Source organism: Streptomyces sp. R21 (assembly GCF_041051975.1).
Taxonomy (GTDB): domain Bacteria; phylum Actinomycetota; class Actinomycetes; order Streptomycetales; family Streptomycetaceae; genus Streptomyces.
In genome coordinates this window covers 5,266,800-5,284,531 of the sequence record NZ_CP163435.1, presented here as the reverse complement: position 1 = coordinate 5,284,531, position 17,732 = coordinate 5,266,800, and the positions used below count along the sequence as shown (strand labels likewise).

The following is a 17,732-nucleotide window of genomic DNA, read 5'->3' as shown; positions in this document are numbered from 1 at the left end:
ATAGCTGGCTGCTATACGGTGTACAACACGTTTTCCGTCAGCTGCTGCTCGACTTCTGCGTGAGGTCGTAGAACGTGGCCGAACCGACCGTGACCTTCTTGAAGTTGGCCTCGACCCACGAGGTGATCTGGGAGGAGGTGCCGGAGCTGCTGCCCCCACCCATCCCGCCGCCGGAGCCGCTGGAGATGAAGTAGTGGATCCTGCCGTCCGTCACGTACTGCTTGAACTGGGCCAGCGTCGGGGACGGGTCGGTGCCGTTGAAGCCGCCGATGGACATCACCGGGTCGCCGGTGGAGAGCTGGTAACTCGCGGCGTTCTGGGCGCCGATGGCCGCAGCGGCCCAGGTGTAGTCTCCGGCGTTCTTCTCCAGCAGCGCCTTGGCCTCGGAACTGACGCTCGCGCCGTTGAGCAGGCCGCCGACGCCACCGCCCATGCCGCCGTCGCCCATGCCGCCGCCCTGCTGGTTCCGGCCCTGGGTGTTGCCGTTCCCGGTCCCGTTCTGCTGCTGGTTCTGGCCGCCTCCGGGGAAGCCGCCGGTGCCGCCGGTCGGGGGCTGGCCCATGCCGCCACCCTGCTGACCGGTGCCGCCACCCTGCTGACCCGTGCCGCCGCCCTGCTGGTTCTGGCCGCCGCCGGGGAAGCCCCCGCCGCCACCAGGACCGCCGCCCCGGCCGCCCATCATGCTCGCGCCGGAGGGGCCGGCCGTCACGATCGACCCGGTGTGCCCGGTGTTCACCGTGCTCAGGGTGTACGCCGTCGGACCCGCGACCGAGGCCACGAAGCTCAACCCCACTGCGGCGAGGGCGAGTTGCCGCCCGAGCCTGGCCGCGAAGATCAGCCCGAGGGCGCCGGCCAGGCCGCCGATGAGCACCAGCCACTTCAGCCAGGGCAGGTAGTCGGGGGTGCGGTTGAGGAGGACGTACCCCCAGGCCGCGGCCGCCACGACCGAGCCCGCGAGCGTCAGCGACGCCCACACCTTGGACCGCTCCTCCCACAGCATCGTGGCGCCCATGCCGACGACCGCCGCGATGTAAGGAGCCAGGGCCACCGTGTAGTACTGGTGGAAGATGCCGGCCATGTAGCTGAACACGACCATGGTCATCAGCAGCGCGCCGCCCCAGGCGAGGAACGAACCACGGGCCAGATCGGTCCGCTTGGCCTTCCGGGTGAGGATCAGTCCCGCGACGAGCAGGATCAGCGCGGCGGGCAGCAGCCAGGAGATCTGGCTGCCGATCTCGGAGTTGAACATCCGGTTCCAGCCGGTCTCGCCCCACTGGCCGGTGCCGCCGCCCCCGCCGCCACCGCCGACGCTGCCGGTCTCGTCGCCGTTGATCCGGCCGAGTCCGTTGTAGCCGAAGGTCAGTTCAAGGAAGGAGTTGTTCTGCGAGCCGCCGATGTACGGGCGCGAGGACGCGGGCCACAGCTCGACGATCGCGACCCACCAGCCGCCCGCGACGACCATCGCCGCAGCGGACAGGGCGAGTTGGCCGAACCGCTTCCGCACCTTCACCGGCGCGCACACCGCGTAGACCACGGCGAGCGGCGGCAGGATCAGGAAGGCCTGAAGAGTCTTCGCGAGGAAGGCGAAGCCGACGGCGACGCCCGCCCAGACCAGCCACTTCGTGCGGCCGTCCTCCAGGGCGCGGATCACGCAGTAGACCGTGACGGCCATCAGCAGCGCGAGCATCGCGTCCGGGTTGTTGAAGCGGAACATCAGCGCGGCGACGGGAGTGAGCGCGAGCACGGCGCCCGCGATCAGACCTGCCGCCGGGCTGAACCGGCGCCGCAGCGCCGCGTACACGACGGCGACCGTGGCCACGCCCATCAGCACCTCGGGGACGAGGACCGCCCACGAGTTGAGGCCGAAGATCCGCACCGACAGCTCCATCGGCCAGAGCGAGGCGGGGGGCTTGTCGACGGTGATGGCGTTGCCCGCGTCGAGCGAGCCGAAGAAGAAGGCCTTCCAGCTCTTGCTGCCGGCCTGCACGGCCGCCGAGTAGAAGGAGTTGGCGTACCCGGAGGCGCTCAGGTTGTAGAGGTACAAGGCCGCGGTGGCGAGCAGCATCCCGAGGAACGCGGGGCGCGCCCAGCGCGGGTCCTCGGGGCGCCCGCGCCACAAGCGGCGCGCGAAGGGCTGCTTGGGCTCACCCGAGTCGGGCGCCACGGCCGGCGACTGCGGAACCACGGGCTCCTGCACGGCCGTCGAGGCGGGCGGCCCCCAGCCGGAGGGACTCGATCCGGAGGGACTCACGCCCCCGTCGAAACTCGTACTCGTATCGGGCTGAGTGGTCATCGCGCGTTCCTCGGATCGTGATCGGCACGATCGTCGTGATCGTGCGGGCGCACGGCCTGCAGTTGCATGGTCGCGTCGCCCCAGGAGCGGTCCGCGGCTTCACCGACGCGGAACTGGGTTGTGTCGTACGGAGGTTGGGGCACCGTCGGGCGCTGCGGCAGCGGCGGCTGCTGCCCGTGCCGCTGCTGCTGCGGTGCCGCCGAAGTCGTGGAGCAGGTGGGCGAGGACGGGGTGTGGGAGGCGACGACGGTCGAGGCGTTCGAGGGGGCGTCGTCGCGCTGGTCCGGGAACACCCAGGCCCTGAAGAGCAGGAAGCGCAGCACGGTCGCCGCGAGATTGGCGGCGATCAGCACCGCCAGTTCCGTGGAGTGCGCGGGGTCGGAGGTCGCCGCGTTCAGCGCGGCGAGCGAGCCGCTGGTGAGGGCGAGTCCGATGCCGAACACGACCAGGCCCTGCGCCTGGTGCCGCATGGCCCCGCCCCGGCCGCGTACGCCGAACGTCAGGCGCCGGTTGGCCGCGGTGTTGGCGACAGCCGACACGAGAAGCGCGAGCGCGTTGGCGACCTGCGAACCAGAGAAGTTGCGAAAGCCGCTGTAGAGCAGCAGGTAGAAGAGGGTGGAGAGGCCGCCGACGACGCAGAAGCCGACGAGCTGGCGGGCCAGGCCCTTGGGTACGTCGGTCAGGTCGCGGTCGCGCGGGTCGTCCCCGAAGGGCCGGGCGATCCGGTCGAGCGGCAGCGAGCCGGTGGCGAGGGCACGGCCCACGCGCCAGACCCCCTTGAGGTCGTCGGTCGCGGTCTTCACGATGTGCACCGTCGAGTCCGGGTCGTCGACCCAGTCGACCGGCACCTCGTGGATGCGCAGCCCCGCGCGCTCGGCGATGACCAGCATCTCGGTGTCGAAGAACCATCCGGTGTCCTCGACCAGCGGCAGCAGTACCTGGGCGACATCACGGCGGATCGCCTTGAAGCCGCACTGCGCGTCGGAGAAGCGGGCCTGCAGCGAGCCGCGCAGGATGAGGTTGTACGTCCGGCTGATGAACTCGCGCTTGGCGCCGCGCACCACCCGCGAGGAGCGGGCCAGCCGGGAGCCGATCGCGAGGTCCGAGTGGCCGGAGATCAGCGGCGCCACCAGCGGCAGCAGCGCGTTGAGGTCGGTGGACAGGTCCACGTCCATGTAGGCGAGGACCGGGGCCTCCGAGGCCGACCACACGGTGCGCAGTGCCCGGCCGCGGCCCTTCTGCTCCAGCCGGAAGGACTTCACCTCCGGGATCTGCGACTCCAGCCGCGCGGCCACCTGGGGCGTGGTGTCCGTGGACGCGTTGTCCGCGATGGTGATGCGGAAGGCGTACGGGAACGTGCGCGCGAGGTGCTCGTGCAGTCTCATGACACACGGCTGGAGGTCCTTCTCCTCGTTGTAGACGGGGATCACTACGTCCAGGACAGGCGTACCGGCATTTCCGGCCGGGAGGTGCTCCCGCGCCGGCAGGTTGCCGGGAGAAGAGTCGGTTCGCATGACAACGACTCTGGTCAGACGCCCTGTTGCACCCATGTGGTGGCGCTGTGCTGTACCTGTGAGTGCGGTTGCCAGTTCGTTTCGGGGGCCGGGCGGGGCGTCGCCGGGGAAAGCGCCGGCAGATGCACGGTGAACACCGTGTGCCCGGGAACGCTGTCGACGGTCACCGCGCCGCCGTGCGCGGCCGCGACGGCCTGCACGATGGCGAGCCCGAGCCCGGTCGAGCCGGAGGCCCGCGAACGCGAGGAGTCACCGCGCGCGAACCGTTCGAAGACGCGCGGGAGCAGGTCGGCCGGGATGCCCTGGCCGTCGTCCTGGACGTCCACGCACAGCCACGCTCCGCGCCGCTGCACGCGCGCGGTCACCGTTGTACCGCTCGGCGTGTGCGTCCGCGCGTTCGCGAACAGGTTGACCAGCACCTGCTGCAGCCGCGCGGCGTCCGCCGACACGAGCGCGGGCTCGTCCGGCAGCTCCAGCCGCCAGTTGTGCTCGCGCCCGGCCGCCCGCGCGTCGCTCACCGCGTCGATGACGAGCGGTACGAGGTCGGTCTGCTCGTACTGGAGAGGCCGCCCGGCGTCGAGACGCGCGAGCAGCAGCAGATCCTCGACGAGCCCCGTCATGCGCCCGGCCTCGGACTCGATCCGCCCGAGGGCGTGTCTGGTGTCCGGCCCGGTCTCTTCCCTTCCGCGTCTGGTCAGCTCGGCATACCCGCGGATGGACGCGAGCGGCGTACGCAGCTCATGACTGGCGTCCGCGACGAACTGCCGTACGCGCATCTCGCTCTGCTGGCGGGAGTGCAGCGCCCCGTGGACGTGGTCGAGCATCCGGTTGAGCGCCGCACCGACCTGCCCGACCTCCGTGTGGGGGTCGGTCTCGGACTCGGGGACGCGCTCGTTGAGGGTGACCTCGCCGGTGTGGAGGGGGAGTTCGGAGACGCGGGTGGCGGTGGCGGCGACCTTGCGGAGGGGGCGGGTGGCTATGCCGACGAGGACGTAGCCGGCGATGCCGGCGGCGACCAGACCCGCGGCGGTGACGCTGACCTCGACGAGGATCAGGGTGTTGATGGTGTTGGTGACTTCTTCGGTCGGCAGGCCGACGTAGTACGACTCGCTGCCGTCGCGGGACTGTTGGTACTCGACCCGGTACTCACCGAGACCTGGGATGTCCACGGTGTGCACGCCGGACTTCGGCACCGAGTCGAGAGCCGCCCGCTGCGCCGCGTTGAGAGTCTTGGGCTTCATGTTGAAGTCCACGGTGTCCGTCGACGAGAACTGGGAGATGACGCCCTTGCTGACCTTGCCGTTCTCCACATAGGCGGCGATGTTCTTGACCTGCGACGGGCCCCCCTTCCTGACGAAGTTCTCCAGCTTCGCCGTCGGCGTGAGGTTTCCTATCGCACTGCCGTTCGGCGCCCCTGGCGGGGCACCCTTGCCACCGTTGTCCTGCGGGCCCAGCACGCGCATGGCGGACTCGTGCACCTTGTCGTTCAACTGATCGTTGAGGTGCTCTCCGAGCGCGATGGTCGTCACCGTGCCGATCACGGCACACACTACGGCGATGAGAGTCACCGCCGAGACGACGAGCCGCGTCCGCAGTGTGCGCGGCTGTCGTGCTCGCCTCTTCTGCGTACGCGCCTGTCGCCGTCCGCTCATGACGCGGCGGGCTTGATCAGATAACCGGCACCGCGCCGGGTGTGGATCATCGGCTCACGTCCGGCGTCTATCTTCCGGCGCAGATACGAGATGTACAGCTCGACCACGTTGGCCTGGCCGCCGAAGTCGTACGACCACACGCGGTCGAGGATCTGCGCCTTGCTGAGCACGCGCCGTGGGTTGCGCATCAGGAAGCGCAGCAGCTCGAACTCGGTCGCGGTGAGGTGGATGTTCTCCCCGCCGCGCGAGACCTCATGGCTGTCCTCGTCGAGGGTGAGGTCCCCGACGACGAGTACGGAGTCGGAGCGCCGGTCGGCGGCACCGGAGCGGCGGATCAACCCGCGCAGCCGGGCCACGACCTCTTCGAGGCTGAACGGCTTGGTGACGTAGTCGTCGCCACCGGCGGTGAGCCCGGCGATACGGTCCTCGACGGCGTCCTTGGCCGTCAGGAAGAGCACGGGAACCTCGGGCAGCTCGCGCCGCAGACGGCCGAGCACCGTCAGCCCGTCCATGTCGGGCAGCATCATGTCGAGCACCACGGCGTCGGGCCGGAACTCGCGCGCGGTCTGCACCGCACCGGTCCCGTCACCCGCGCTGCGGATCTGCCAGCCTTCGTAGCGAAGGGCCATGGACAGCAGCTCGGTGATCGACAGCTCGTCGTCCACCACAAGCACTCGGACGGGGCTCCCGTCCGGCCTCAGCAGTTCGGTGCGCCCCTGGGGCGAGGTCGTGGTCATAGCGGAAACCATGTCGGGGTCCCCTGAGAGCACCCTTTCCACTGTCTGTGATTTCCCTGAGAAACTCACAGGTACCTCTCAGGGAACGCCTGGGAGGATCTCACTCCGCTCAGGTCACCAGCGGCCTCCCTGTCTCACCCGGCGAGCGTGAAGAGGCGCGCCCCGTTGTCGTGGCACACCGCCCGGAGCCAGTCGTCGCCCAGCCCGAGCCGCTCCAGGACGTGCAGCTGGTGGACGTACGGATACGGGATGTTCGGGAAGTCGGTGCCCAGCAGGACGCGGTCGCCGAGGTCGGCGAGCCGGGCCAGCTCCTCGTGCGGGAACGGCGCGAACCGCTCACTGAAGTCGGTGAACGCCATCGTCGTGTCGAGCCGCACCTCGCTGTACCGCTCGGCGAGCGCCAGGAAGTCGCCGTACTCGGGCATGCCCAGGTGCGCGACGACGAGCCGCAGCCGGGGGTGCCGGGCCAGCACGCGGGCGACGGGCTCGGGGCCGGTGTGCTTGCCGGGCGCGGGCCCCGACCCGCAGTGGATCACCACCGGGATGCCGGCCTCGGCGAGCAGTCCCCAGGCGGAGTCGAGGAGTTGGTCCCCCGGGTCGTACGCGCCCACCTGTACGTGCGCCTTGAAGACCCGCGCCCCCGCCTCGACGGCCTCCCGTACATACGCCTCGACGCCCGGCTCGGGGAAGAGGGTCGCCGTGTGCAGGCAGTCGGGCGTACGGCGGGCGAAGTCGACGGCCCAGGAGTTGAGCCACTGCGCCATGCCGGCCTTGTGCGGATAGAGCATGGCGGTGAAGGCCCGCACCCCGAACTCCCGCAGCAGCGCGGCTCGTTCGGCTTCTTCCCGCCGGTACGTGATCGGCCACTCGACGCCGCCCGTGAGCGGGCCCAGCGCGTCGAAGTACTCCCACACCTTGTGCAGTACGCGCTCGGGCATGAAGTGCGTGTGGACGTCGACGAGACCGGGAAGCCCGAGCCGCTCCCAGAACCGGCGGACTTCAGCCGCCTCGGCCGCCTCGTCCGCCTCCGCCCTCTGCGTCGGCTCAGTCATCGGCACGCTCGAAAGCGTGGCTGTGCTCGACCTTGGCGATGTGGATGCTGTACCGCTCGTACCAGTGCTCGCGTCCGTACTTCTTGGCGGCGCGGTGCCCCATGTCGTTCCTCCACTCATCGATGGCGGCGAGGTCCCGGAAGTACGCGACGGTGATCCCGAGCCCGCCGGGCGTGCGGGCGGCGTCCTCGCCGAGAAACCCGGGGATCTCCTTGACCAGCTCCCCCATACGGTCGGCGGTCTCGCCGTATCCGTTGTCCCCCTCGGTCCGCACGGAGGTGAAGACGACGGCGTAGTACGGGGGTTCATGGGCGGCGACAGGGGCGACAGGGGCGACAGGAGAGACGACGGAAAGGACGGAAGAGGCGACGGGGGAGACGGGAGAAACAACGACAGGTGCAACGGGTTGATCGCTCATGTCACCCACGATCGGCCTCGACGTCGTCCATGGTCCAGCCCCTTTCCAAAAGGGATCCCAAAGGGATCCAACTCTTGACCATCAACCCTGTCGCCAAGGGCCCAGCCCCTCAGAACAACCCGTCCTGAACGGACGCGTCCCGGCGGGCGCCTCTCAACTCCCGTACAGGAACGGTGAATCCGCCACCGTCACCACCACCCCCACCGGTCAGCTCCCACCCGGTCATCAACCGCGTATCGAGAACGACGACGCCGCGCTCGGTCGCCAGATGCAGATCGGGCCCGGCCGCGGCGAGCAGCTCCCCGCTCACGGAGCCGCCCGCGACCAGCTCGCGTACGACCCCCTCAGCGGGCGGCAGCCCCTCCAGCCCGAACACCCCGAAGTGGTCGACGCCCAGGAACGGCAGCCGATCCAGCGACTCGGGCCACGCATCGAGCCGCGAGGCCCGCCCGTGCAACTCCGCGACCTCGCCCACCCGTTCGCCGGCGCCCGGCAGCTCGGCCCGCACCGCCCGCTTGTCGGCGTACGGAATCCGGTCGGGCACCTTGAGCGCGGCCCGCAGCAGCTCCTCGGTGCGCCGGGCGGCCATCAGCGGACCCCGCCCGAGCCAGCTGAAGCAGACGGCCCCCTGCTCCAGCAGCCGCGCGGACCCCCGCTCGACAGCGGTGATCCCGACCTTCACCATTCCGGGCCCGAACCACGCGAGATACACGTGGTACGGCCGCGGGTCGTCGGCGATGGTGTCGGCGGCCACGGAGTGCGCCCGGTCCAGCCGCGCACACTCCTCGCACCGGGCGCCCGTACTCCGCCCCGACACGGCCGCCGTCAGGGGACACGTATGCCCTCTGGCGCCCACACACGTCCGTACGGCATCCCCCACCACCCCAAAGTCCACCCGCTTTCCCCGTGGCAGGGCACTGCCCCGCCCACCGCTCCACCGCAGCACGGGCCCGTCCGCCGACCAGCGCAGCCCCGAGCATCTCCACACCTGTGCCATCACTCGCGAGCGTACGGCCCGCCACTGACATCGCGACCGGCCGCCATCGGCCGCCCCCGCCGCGCCAGCCGGCACCCCACGCACCCGGGATGACCGCTCCGAGCGGAGGAATCCCGCACCCGCCATCCCCATTCCCCGACGGGCCGGCGCCCGGGCGGCTTGCCCCACCCGGCGAGATGCAGTGCCCAGGTGACCACCACACTGATCAGGACCAGACCCGCGCCACTGCCCCATAAGAGGGGGCTCACGGCACACACGCCCGCGCCCACCACGGTGACCCCGGTAATGGCGAGGACGAACCCGGTCCACCCGGCGACGGTATGTCCTTCATCATGCAGATGTGCGCTCACGTACCGGCTCCCTCAGGTCGGGCAACGGAGTACACGTGAGGGTCCGGACCGACAAAGTCCCTCACAACGTAAGAAGTTTATCCCAAAAATCTCTCACTTACTAAGGGAATGTCGATGCAGCAGGGCAAGCCGCGTCCGCCCGCGACACCGGCTCAGGCGCTCACGGCGATGGACCACCTGATCGCGACGGGCATGATCGGCCAGCAGGTGGTGGCCCAGCAGCTGAACCTGAGCGTCACCGACCTCACGTGCTTCGGGTACATCCTGGAGGCGGGCGACACTCTGCTCACGGCCGGCGACCTCGCCCAGCGCGCCCACGTCACAACCGGCGCCGTGACGGGCATCGTCAACCGCCTCGAACGCGCCGGCTACGTCTCGCGCCGCCCCGACCCAACGGACCGCCGCCGTGTGCGCATCGCGGCACAGCCCCCCGCCGTCGCCCGGGTCCGGTCCCTCTACGAGCCCTTCTACGCCCGTCTCAACGGCCTCCTCGCGGAGTACTCCGCGGACGAAGTCGCCGTCCTGAACGACTTCTTCAGCCGGGCGGGCACCTTGATGGCGACGTACGTGGGGGGCTGCCCCGACCCCGACCCCGACCCCGACCCCGCCGCCACGGTGCCGCCCACGGCCTGACGCCTCGCACCTGACGTCCGCGGCCGTCGGTGGGACCATGTGCATAGGAACCCTGAAAAGGGGGCGAAATGTCAGCGATCAAGGAAAGCATCGACATAGACCGGCGCCCCGAGGACGTCTACGCCTATGCCATCGACCCCTCCCACCTGCCGGACTGGCAGGAGAGCGCCATCTCCGCGCACCAGGTCGGCGACGCACCGCTCGGCGTGGGTTCACGGGTCGAGGTGACCCGGCGCGTAGGGCGCCGCGAGATGCCGACGACCATGGAGGTCACGGAGTTCGACCCGCCCAGGAGCTGGACCATGCAGGGCATCGACGGCCCTGTCAGGGGAAAGATGCACGGCACGATCGAACCCCTCGGCGACGGCAGCCGCTCACGCCTGACCCTCGACCTCGACTTCGAGTCCCACGGCAAGGGCAAGGTCCTGGTCCCGATGGTCATCCGCCCGTACGCCCGCAAGGAGATGCCGAAGAACGAGGCAACCCTGAAGAACATCCTGGAACGCACCCCTGCGTGACCATCGGGCAGCCCCACCACACAACGGTCCTCCCGCATGCCATCGCGGGAGGGCCTGAAGGGGGCTCCTGCCTCAGAAGGTGCCAGGGATGTTGACGGTGATGCCGTTGGTCGTATCAGTGATGCTGATGTCGGTGAACGCCACCGTCATCGGCGGGCTGCACGACGGCGAGAACGAAGCCGTCACGGAGAGCGTGAAATCAGCCTTGCCGTTCTGCACCGGGAAGGTGCCCTCGGTGGAGACGGACTCCTTGTTGACGGCCTTGGGGTGGTGCCCGCCGCCGTTGATGCACAGCGCGGCGGCACTGAGAACGTCGTGCACCTGAGCCTCGTTGCCCAGCCCGGCCTCCTTGCCGCTGACCGTGAGCGTGCCCCCGGACCGAGTCGCCGTCGGCGTCCCGACAAAGTGCGCATTGCCCGCCGCGGCGGGCCCGGCCAGAAGCGTCACGGCCGTCATCGCAGTCGCTGCGGGGAGCAGGAAGAGTGCGCTTCGCCTGACGCATCACCTCCGAATATCCGCAACTCTCACATTAGCGACAATACGCTCATAAGTGCACCAACAACCCCTACCCATCGACCCTCCACGACCCAGGAGTTGAGCCCGCACGCCACCCCCACACCCCCGAAAACGCAAGAGGCCCCGGACGCAATGTCCGGGGCCTCTCACCTGTGTGCACTCGGCAGGGTTCGAACCTGCAACCTTCTGATCCATAGCTCTATGGAAATCGGCCAACCAGGGCCATAGAGGCTGCCATCCGATCCCTCAGGGCGGTTGGCGGTCACGGCCTCGGAATGCCGACGGAGCGCTGTCGTGCCACGCTGAGATCGGGGATCGAGCCACTCCGGGCTGCTCGGCTGACCGGATGGCCCCGCCACCGAAGGAGGCCGACATGGCCAGCGCCGCCCCCCGACCCGGATCGGCCAACGACTACCCGCGTCCCTGGCACGGGCCCACATCCGGGACCACCGTCTTCGCCGCAGCGTTGATGATCTTCGGTGGCGCGATGGCCATCTTCGAGGGAATCACGGCCATCGCTGAGGACGATCTGTTCCTCGTGACTCGCCACTACATGTTCGAGTTCAGCCTGGCGGGCTGGGGCTGGGTCCACCTCATTCTGGGCATCGTCCTCGTCCTCGCGGGTTGCGCCGTGCTCACCGGAGCGCTGTGGGCGCGCTTCTTCGGTGTGTTCGTGGCCGGGTTGGGCGCTTTGGCCAACTTCCTATGGGTGCCGTACTACCCCCTGTGGGCCCTGGCGCTGGTTGCCATCAACATCTTTATCGTCTGGGCGCTCTGCACCGGTATGCACAGAGAAGCCGACGACGACCGGGCGGCCTGACCCAGACCGACGGGCCCGCGCGCGCCTGGTGGTCATCAAAGGTCCACCCGAAGATCGCTCAGCGCATCCTTCGTCACTCACAGATCGCCATGACGATGGAGGTCTACGCAGAGGCGAGCGAGGAGGAGGTGCGCGCGGCGCTGGGCAAGCTGTCCCAAGCAATGGGCGGTGTTGGCTGAGCAGCGGGACACCGCTGCCGGACGTGCTCTGCGACAGCACGCCGCGCCATATATCTGTCGCTCGACGGGATGGAAACCAGCACCTACAAAGCAGGAGGCCGTAACCCCCCGACGATCGCCTCGTTGCACACGAAAGACCTCCCCTCTCCCTTTTTAGGGACCGGTAGGTCGAAGCAGCCGCTGCGGAAGGCCTCTGGTCCCACGAGAAGGGACTAGGGGCCTTCCGCATGTCGTGGCGGGCCCAGGTACGGGACCCGCCCGCAGCTTCCAGGCGTCCGGGCGGGTCCCACGTCGAAAGGCACGTGAGTGACCACCGACCGGCTCATCATCACCCTGCTCTGCGCGGCCTTCGTGGCGTACGTCGCCAAGGAGCACCCGACCGCAGTACCGGCATTGACCCTCGCGGCGGCCGTGACTGCCGTGATCGTGGCAGTGATGCTCACGTAGCCGGGCCGTAGGAGGGCTGCACGACCCTCAGACCGACCAGCAACGGGCTCCGCCCGAGCCCGTTGCTGTACTTCGCTGCTGTACGCCCCGAAAACGCAAGAGGCCCCGGATCTCTCCGGGGCCTCTCACCTGTGTGCACTCGGCAGGATTCGAACCTGCAACCTTCTGATCCGTAGGCGGGTGCGCACCGATGGGCGAACCACTTGCAGAGGCCTCTGCACCACAGAGGACCACCCCTCAGCCCGACAGTAAGCCTCCGTTCGTGCGCCCATGTGCGCAACTGTTGATGTCAACGACTGATGTCGGGCAACGGAGCCAGTCGCGGATCGCACCGGCTGGGGCGCCCGTGGGTTACGAAAGCGCGAAGGTGCCATCCTGATCAACCCAGTGCAATCGCATGCCATAGACAAGCCCCTTCGGCGCTGCTTGATTGCCGAGCACTGACTCTGCGCAAACCTGGCCTACGAGAGGGGCGTGGAGCGTACGCTACTGCAGGATCGTCTGACTGCAGAGCCAGGGGGAGCAGTCGTGGAAACTCCGCTGTTGATCTTACTAGGTGCTGCCGGTGGATCACTGCGCGGATTCTTGGATGCCTACAGCCAGGTCATGACATGGCGAACCGCGCGCCTCAACTACCGCAAGAGCCCCTCCACCGAGAATCCGGAACCGCCACTCCTCCGCGACTATTTCGACCCCTTCCCAGATTTAATGATGGCGCTCGGCAATGTCGCGTTAGGTGCGATTATTGCCGGACTGTTCGCGATGCAGGGCCAAATCACCGGTGCATACGCAGCCGTCGCCGTAGGCCTCTCAGCGCCAGCTCTACTGAACCAGATCGGCCAGATACCGGCCGTAAACAGTGCAGTGACTGGTACACCACAGGCCGGCCCTACTGATCCAAGTAGCCCTACGATCAGCGAGGCCAGCCCTGAGGGGGCTCAATAATGACGGACCTCTCTTTGGGACGTCGATGCGCCATTACATTATTTGGACTAAGGCGGGCTGGCTATCGAGGACCACGTGTCAGCCAAAAGAGCCAGTATTCACTTGGCCGTCGCGTACTGGCAGCCTTCCTGGGCGTATCGCTTTCTGACCCCACGACAAGCCATACGAGGACCGAGAAAACAGCGCGACCCCAGATAAACGTACAAGTTAGCAAGTCAGTCAAGAAAGGATCATTTGGACCGTCAACCGCATCACATCGCCGCACTTATTTCTGGCAATTCGCATGTGTAATCGCTGCGGCTTGTGTCGCTTTTGCGGCCGCCCTTCCCGCATGGCAGTATTTCCGCGTTGATTCCTCCGAAGCCGGCGCCCCGCCGAAGACATCAGCGTCGCCGACAGGCGAGGGATCGACCTCACCCAGCGGGCCCGTGTATCCGTACGGCGATGTCGTGGGGCTCACCGCGCCACTGGAGGCCGGGGACTGTGTACAGGCGGTGTGGTCGGGGACGCCGTTCAAGTCGGTGCCAAACCTGGGGGTCGTGGACTGCGCCGAGGACTGGCCGGACGGCCAGGTCGTGGCGGTCGACACGGCCACCGACTTCGCCGACGCCCGCGCGGAGGGCGCGCGGCGCTGTGAGAAGCAGAGCGAGGCGATCGCCAGCGCGCTGCCGGACGCGGCCAGCTACGCCGTCGTACCGACGAAGGACGGATTCGCCGCGGCCAATGGCGGTACGGCATGTCTTGTACTCGGGCAGCATGCCGCGATAGGCGGTGAAGTGGGCCGCTTCCGCGACGTTGGCGAGAACCTGTGGGTCGGTCAGATGAGCATCGGCGACTGCTTCCTCTACAAGGAAGAGAAAGAGGGGTACTACGCACCGCTCACCGACTGCGCCGAACCGCACACCGACCAGGTCATCGGGACCGTTCAGGCGCCCGGAGGAATGAGCTACAAGAAGGCCACCGCCAACGCGAACAAGCTGTGCGGCAACAAATTCGAGTCGGCCTGGGCCCCGGGTCCGGAACGGACCGTCTACGGGTGGAGCGCCGGCAAGGAGGACTGGGAAGTCGGCTTCAACAAGGTTGTCTGCACGGTCAGCCGGGCCGACAACAAGAAGACGACCGGAAAGATACCCGTGCCCGGAGCCTGATCACCGGGAGAAGGGCTCATTGGGGGGCGATCTCGGCCAGTCAGGATCGAGCGGCCTCCAATACCGCGATGACTGACGCGGGGTCGCCGTCATAAGTGACATGCTGTTCGCTTCGCGCGGGAGCTACGAAGCGATTGCAGGCCCGCACCGTTGGTGCGGACCGTCGATGTGCACGGGGATCAGCTGATGGGAGGGCTGTAGCGCAGTACCCAACCGGGCCCGGGGCGGTGGACAGTGACCTCAACAGCGCGACCGGTCTTCGTGTAGCCGGTGTGCGTGATCCGTAGGCGCGTGCACCCCGGATACGCATCCCGCCGACCAGCCATCGAGTGCCGCTGATCCACGATGGCGGGGCTACATCGGTCCGCAAGCGTGCACCGGTGTACGTGACTGTTGATGTCAGACGTTGATGTCACGACGCGCACTCGTTCGCGCTGGTGGGTGACTTATGCAGGCTCCGCAAAACGAGGAAGGCTCCGTCGCCCAGCTTGACCACACCACAACCTAAAACATTGCCATGCAATGCCATGCCTTACGATGCAAGGACCCGCAAGTCTTAAGAGACAAGGAAGGGCCTGACGCTGTGCAACCAGCGCCAGACCCGAGGCGGTGCAACATGAGCCCGGCCGAGTTCCACGCGGTCGGGCTCTGTTACGCCCAACCTCACCGGCCGGTTCGCCATACTTCCGATCAACGCCAGAAGTACTGCACCACTTCCTTGATGACCACGGCGATCACTGGCACCCAGTCGATCACCATCTGCCTGAACGGCAGACGGCGTTCACTGCGTTCGCAGCGACCGTCCGGAGAAGACTCCTCAGTCACCTTGCACCCCTCCCTTCGGCCCCGGTAGGGAATCCTGAGCGCAGCTCAGGAGTTCGCCTCCCGCCGAGGCGAACGACTCGGGGGGCTTCTGAGAGGAAGTGGCCCCAAGCATAGGGGCGTTGACTCGGCTCCAAGAGCAGGGACGACGTTCTTCAATTCCTTTGACCAGGAAAGCAACTTTGCTCTTGCGCATTAATGGATGCGTGACGATGAAGCCAGCCGAGACGAACTGACACCATGATCGCCATTGCGCGCACGATAGATAGCGGCTGGCAGCGCGCAGTTTCCGCGACTTCTCGCTAGTTCCCGCTAGTTCCCGCTAACTGGCTCTAGTTAGCCCTAGCTAGCGCAAAATCCCGGAATCTCTTTCCGTAAAAATCCCCAACTCGCTGATCTTTCGCAAGCGGCGTTTGCCATCCGGATCTATACAGGATCGAACCTATGCCAGGCGTGATGAGGGTCACACGGTTACGTGTAGCCAAGCATCCGAATCCTCACAGGTGGGAATCGCGACGGCCCGCACCGTTCGGTGCGGGCCGTCGCGATGCGCTGGCGTCAGCTAATGGGCGGGCTGTAGCGCAGAACCCAACCGGGGCTCGGCCGGTGGACAGTGACCTCGACGGCACGACCGGTCTTCGTGTAACCGGTGTGCGTGATCTGAAGCAGGTTGCTGCCGACCTCGACCCCGAACGCCTCTGCTTCGACCGGGGTCGCCGCGTACAGCGTGATCTCCTCGATCGCTTCGGTCTGCTCGTACCCCGCGTCACGCATCCGGCTGATGATGCCGCCAAGACCCGGGTCAGGGCTCTCGATGCTTGCCGCCTCTGCCACATCGACAGGGACATACGAGTCGGCAAGCTGGACCAGGCGGTCACCGTCGTACATGTGCCTGGCACGGATCACGGTCTGATCGGTGCCCGCGATGTCGAGAAGTTCGGCGACGTGAGAGGGCGCGGTGTCGCGACGGATCACGGTTTCCACTCGGGGAGTCCCCCCGAGTCGCTTGATCTCGGTCTCGAAAGCGCCACGGCTTTCGCCTGCCTCGCGACGCGCCGTGCGGTAGCGCTCCGTAGCGTCACGGACGATGGCGTTGTTGCTGCTCACTTCGGTCTTTCCTCTCAGACGGCGGGCTGGTCAATAGGCCACTCATAGCTGAGCGACCAGAGGGTGATGGGCATGACGTGGACGCAGACCTCCACGGCCCTGCCGCTCTCGGTCAGGCCGACGTGGGTGATCTCGTAGACCAGCCTGTCGGGTGAGACGCCGAGCGACTCGGCCTCCTCCTTGCTCGGGGGCCGTACATCTACGGACTCCCGGATACGGGTCTGCTGGTACCCAAGCTCAGCAAGACGAGACTTGCTTCCGCCGTCCCCGGTGTCCTGCTGCTCAAGTTGCGTATCGAACGCCACGTCACCAGGGAAGTACGAGGTCGCCACCTGAACGACGGTGGTATCAGCGCGCATGACCCGTGCCCTGACGAGTGCCTTAGCCGCGTGGTGGATGCCCAGGATCTGAGCAACTCGCTTCGGTGGCCGCTGCCGGCTGATGACGGTTGATGCGCTCGACGTCATCCCGAGCCTGGCAATCTCTGCCGCGAACGCACCTCGCGCCCCGGCTTCTTCCCGAGCCGACTTGATGTAGCGACCAGTCCCGTCCCGGTGGATCTTGCCGAGGATCGGAGAGACGAACGTGCCTTCACCCCTGCGAGAGATGATCAGGCCCTCGTCTTCCAGCACCCGGTACACGTCGCGTGCGGTCTGGTAGGCGACGCCTTCGGATTCCTGAAGTTCCCGAACCTTGGGCAGCGCAGAACCTGGGGGATACACCCCTTCCAGGATCTTCGCCCGAAGCTCAGCGGCGACCCGCTGGATCTTCGGGACCTTGATCTCTTCCACGCATGACTCCCTTGGTGTGCGACTCGCGGCCCCAGTGTTGCAGAACTAGTCCTACAAGGATAGCCGGGATCGCTCCGCATCTGCCTGAACGAACTTCAGGGCTTCTGAACTAGTTCTATTGACGCCCGCTCCGGAGCGTGCCTTAATCGTCACAGCGCACCGCAGAACTAGTTCAGCGGAGCGACAGGAGGGGCCCATTTTGGGCTGCTCCGGACAGGTGCACCGGAGGAAAGCCCGAGGGGGTGAGTACGAAGGGAGCGCCGATTGCTTGAGAACTCAACAGCGTGCGGACCCAGCCGCCTGCATACGGGTGGTCGATGGGTCCTGGGGAATCCCGCCCCACCCCGCAGCAAGCGGGCGGGCGCGTACGGGTCCTGCCCCGTGCGCGGTACAGCGCATTTCGACCTTTCCGCAGCTCAGCGGCTGCGGCCGGTTGCCTCCGCTGCTCGTCTCGTACGAGCAGCGCTGAGGGGAGCCGGGGACGGACCCGGTCTCACGTGCCGAGGAGATCACCCATGCCGGTCCAGGACTTCCACTTCCACTGTCCGGAGTGTCACCCGCAGCTCGTCATCGGCTCCACCCCGGGCATCTGCGGCCGCACCATCCAGTACCTCATCGAGGGGGCGGGCCGTGAGCGCAAGTGCCCCGCCTGCAAGGAGCATCGGCGCGCACACGAGCGCAGCCACCGCTGACCCGGTCGCCGTTCTGGCGACCCCTACCGCGTGATTCCACGCGGCTTCCCACCCCAACGGCGCGCGGCCCCGGTGTTCGAGCACCGGGGCCGCCTTCGGGC

The 17,732-nt window shown here is 67.6% G+C and carries 19 protein-coding genes and 1 pseudogene; 8 read left to right on the top strand and 12 right to left on the bottom strand.

Features of this window, described 5'->3' with window-relative positions:
- Positions 1–37: 37 nt before the first annotated feature.
- From AB5J56_RS23555 to AB5J56_RS23520, 8 genes are all read right to left on the bottom strand, one after another.
- On the bottom strand, positions 38–2,293 hold the full coding sequence (locus AB5J56_RS23555; RefSeq protein WP_369234751.1) for an ArnT family glycosyltransferase: 2,256 nt from the start codon (positions 2,291–2,293) through the stop codon (positions 38–40).
- Entirely contained in the window at positions 2,290–3,807 is a 1,518-nt protein-coding gene (locus AB5J56_RS23550) for a glycosyltransferase (protein WP_369234750.1), read from the bottom strand. The genes AB5J56_RS23555 and AB5J56_RS23550 overlap by 4 nt, the downstream gene beginning before the upstream one ends.
- A gap of 14 nt (positions 3,808–3,821) precedes the next feature.
- Positions 3,822–5,459 (bottom strand): ATP-binding protein, encoded by a 1,638-nt coding sequence (locus AB5J56_RS23545; protein ID WP_369234749.1) that lies wholly within the window; start codon positions 5,457–5,459, stop codon positions 3,822–3,824.
- Positions 5,456–6,196 (bottom strand): response regulator transcription factor, encoded by a 741-nt coding sequence (locus AB5J56_RS23540; protein WP_369234748.1) that lies wholly within the window; start codon positions 6,194–6,196, stop codon positions 5,456–5,458. The genes AB5J56_RS23545 and AB5J56_RS23540 overlap by 4 nt, the downstream gene beginning before the upstream one ends.
- A gap of 134 nt (positions 6,197–6,330) precedes the next feature.
- Positions 6,331–7,248 (bottom strand): amidohydrolase family protein, encoded by a 918-nt coding sequence (locus AB5J56_RS23535; protein ID WP_369242720.1) that lies wholly within the window; start codon positions 7,246–7,248, stop codon positions 6,331–6,333.
- Positions 7,241–7,666, bottom strand: coding sequence for an antibiotic biosynthesis monooxygenase (locus tag AB5J56_RS23530; protein WP_369234747.1), 426 nt, complete (start codon positions 7,664–7,666; stop codon positions 7,241–7,243). The genes AB5J56_RS23535 and AB5J56_RS23530 overlap by 8 nt, the downstream gene beginning before the upstream one ends.
- Before the next feature lie 109 nt (positions 7,667–7,775).
- Positions 7,776–8,663, bottom strand: coding sequence for a DUF2797 domain-containing protein (locus AB5J56_RS23525; protein ID WP_369234746.1), 888 nt, complete (start codon positions 8,661–8,663; stop codon positions 7,776–7,778).
- A complete protein-coding gene (locus AB5J56_RS23520) occupies positions 8,663–9,013 on the bottom strand; it encodes an HGxxPAAW family protein (protein ID WP_369234745.1) in 351 nt (116 codons plus the stop codon). Before AB5J56_RS23520 ends, AB5J56_RS23525 begins: the two co-directional genes overlap by 1 nt.
- 108 nt (positions 9,014–9,121) lie before the next feature.
- On the opposite strand from AB5J56_RS23520, the gene AB5J56_RS23515 reads away from it, so the two are divergent.
- Together AB5J56_RS23515 and AB5J56_RS23510 are read left to right on the top strand one after the other, a co-directional pair.
- The gene (locus tag AB5J56_RS23515; protein WP_369234744.1) at positions 9,122–9,646 is read left to right on the top strand and encodes a MarR family winged helix-turn-helix transcriptional regulator; all 525 of its coding nucleotides are present in this window, start codon (positions 9,122–9,124) and stop codon (positions 9,644–9,646) included.
- Between the two features lie 68 nt (positions 9,647–9,714).
- Positions 9,715–10,164: an SRPBCC family protein gene (locus tag AB5J56_RS23510; RefSeq protein ID WP_369234743.1), complete on the top strand. Its 450-nt coding sequence runs from the start codon at positions 9,715–9,717 to the stop codon at positions 10,162–10,164.
- A 72-nt stretch (positions 10,165–10,236) separates the two neighbouring features.
- On the opposite strand, the gene AB5J56_RS23505 is transcribed toward AB5J56_RS23510, so the two are convergent.
- A complete protein-coding gene (locus tag AB5J56_RS23505) occupies positions 10,237–10,611 on the bottom strand; it encodes a hypothetical protein (protein ID WP_369234742.1) in 375 nt (124 codons plus the stop codon).
- A gap of 538 nt (positions 10,612–11,149) precedes the next feature.
- Here AB5J56_RS23505 and AB5J56_RS23500 point away from each other — a divergent pair.
- From AB5J56_RS23500 to AB5J56_RS23480, 5 genes and pseudogenes are all read left to right on the top strand, one after another.
- Positions 11,150–11,500, top strand: coding sequence for a hypothetical protein (locus tag AB5J56_RS23500; RefSeq protein ID WP_369242718.1), 351 nt, complete (start codon positions 11,150–11,152; stop codon positions 11,498–11,500).
- A gap of 32 nt (positions 11,501–11,532) precedes the next feature.
- Positions 11,533–11,679, top strand: a pseudogene (locus AB5J56_RS23495) (site-specific integrase); the annotation flags it as partial.
- Between the two features lie 306 nt (positions 11,680–11,985).
- Entirely contained in the window at positions 11,986–12,126 is a 141-nt protein-coding gene (locus AB5J56_RS23490; protein WP_369234741.1) for a hypothetical protein, read from the top strand.
- A gap of 528 nt (positions 12,127–12,654) precedes the next feature.
- The gene (locus tag AB5J56_RS23485; RefSeq protein ID WP_369234740.1) at positions 12,655–13,071 is read left to right on the top strand and encodes a hypothetical protein; all 417 of its coding nucleotides are present in this window, start codon (positions 12,655–12,657) and stop codon (positions 13,069–13,071) included.
- A 449-nt stretch (positions 13,072–13,520) separates the two neighbouring features.
- The gene (locus AB5J56_RS23480; protein WP_369234739.1) at positions 13,521–14,219 is read left to right on the top strand and encodes a septum formation family protein; all 699 of its coding nucleotides are present in this window, start codon (positions 13,521–13,523) and stop codon (positions 14,217–14,219) included.
- A 690-nt stretch (positions 14,220–14,909) separates the two neighbouring features.
- Here AB5J56_RS23480 and AB5J56_RS23475 read toward each other — a convergent pair.
- The 3 genes from AB5J56_RS23475 to AB5J56_RS23465 all read right to left on the bottom strand — a co-directional run bounded on the left by AB5J56_RS23475 (position 14,910) and on the right by AB5J56_RS23465 (position 16,939).
- Positions 14,910–15,044 carry a hypothetical protein gene (locus AB5J56_RS23475; RefSeq protein WP_369234738.1) on the bottom strand — a complete coding sequence of 45 codons (135 nt, stop codon included), beginning with the start codon at positions 15,042–15,044 and terminating at the stop codon, positions 14,910–14,912.
- 555 nt (positions 15,045–15,599) lie between these two features.
- Positions 15,600–16,148 carry a UTRA domain-containing protein gene (locus AB5J56_RS23470; RefSeq protein ID WP_369234737.1) on the bottom strand — a complete coding sequence of 183 codons (549 nt, stop codon included), beginning with the start codon at positions 16,146–16,148 and terminating at the stop codon, positions 15,600–15,602.
- Positions 16,149–16,162: 14 nt separating this feature from the next.
- The gene (locus AB5J56_RS23465; RefSeq protein ID WP_369234736.1) at positions 16,163–16,939 is read right to left on the bottom strand and encodes a GntR family transcriptional regulator; all 777 of its coding nucleotides are present in this window, start codon (positions 16,937–16,939) and stop codon (positions 16,163–16,165) included.
- Positions 16,940–17,454: 515 nt separating this feature from the next.
- Between AB5J56_RS23465 and AB5J56_RS23460 the strand changes: the two genes are divergently transcribed.
- Entirely contained in the window at positions 17,455–17,631 is a 177-nt protein-coding gene (locus tag AB5J56_RS23460) for a hypothetical protein (RefSeq protein WP_369234735.1), read from the top strand.
- The last annotated feature ends 101 nt before the right edge of the window (positions 17,632–17,732 follow it).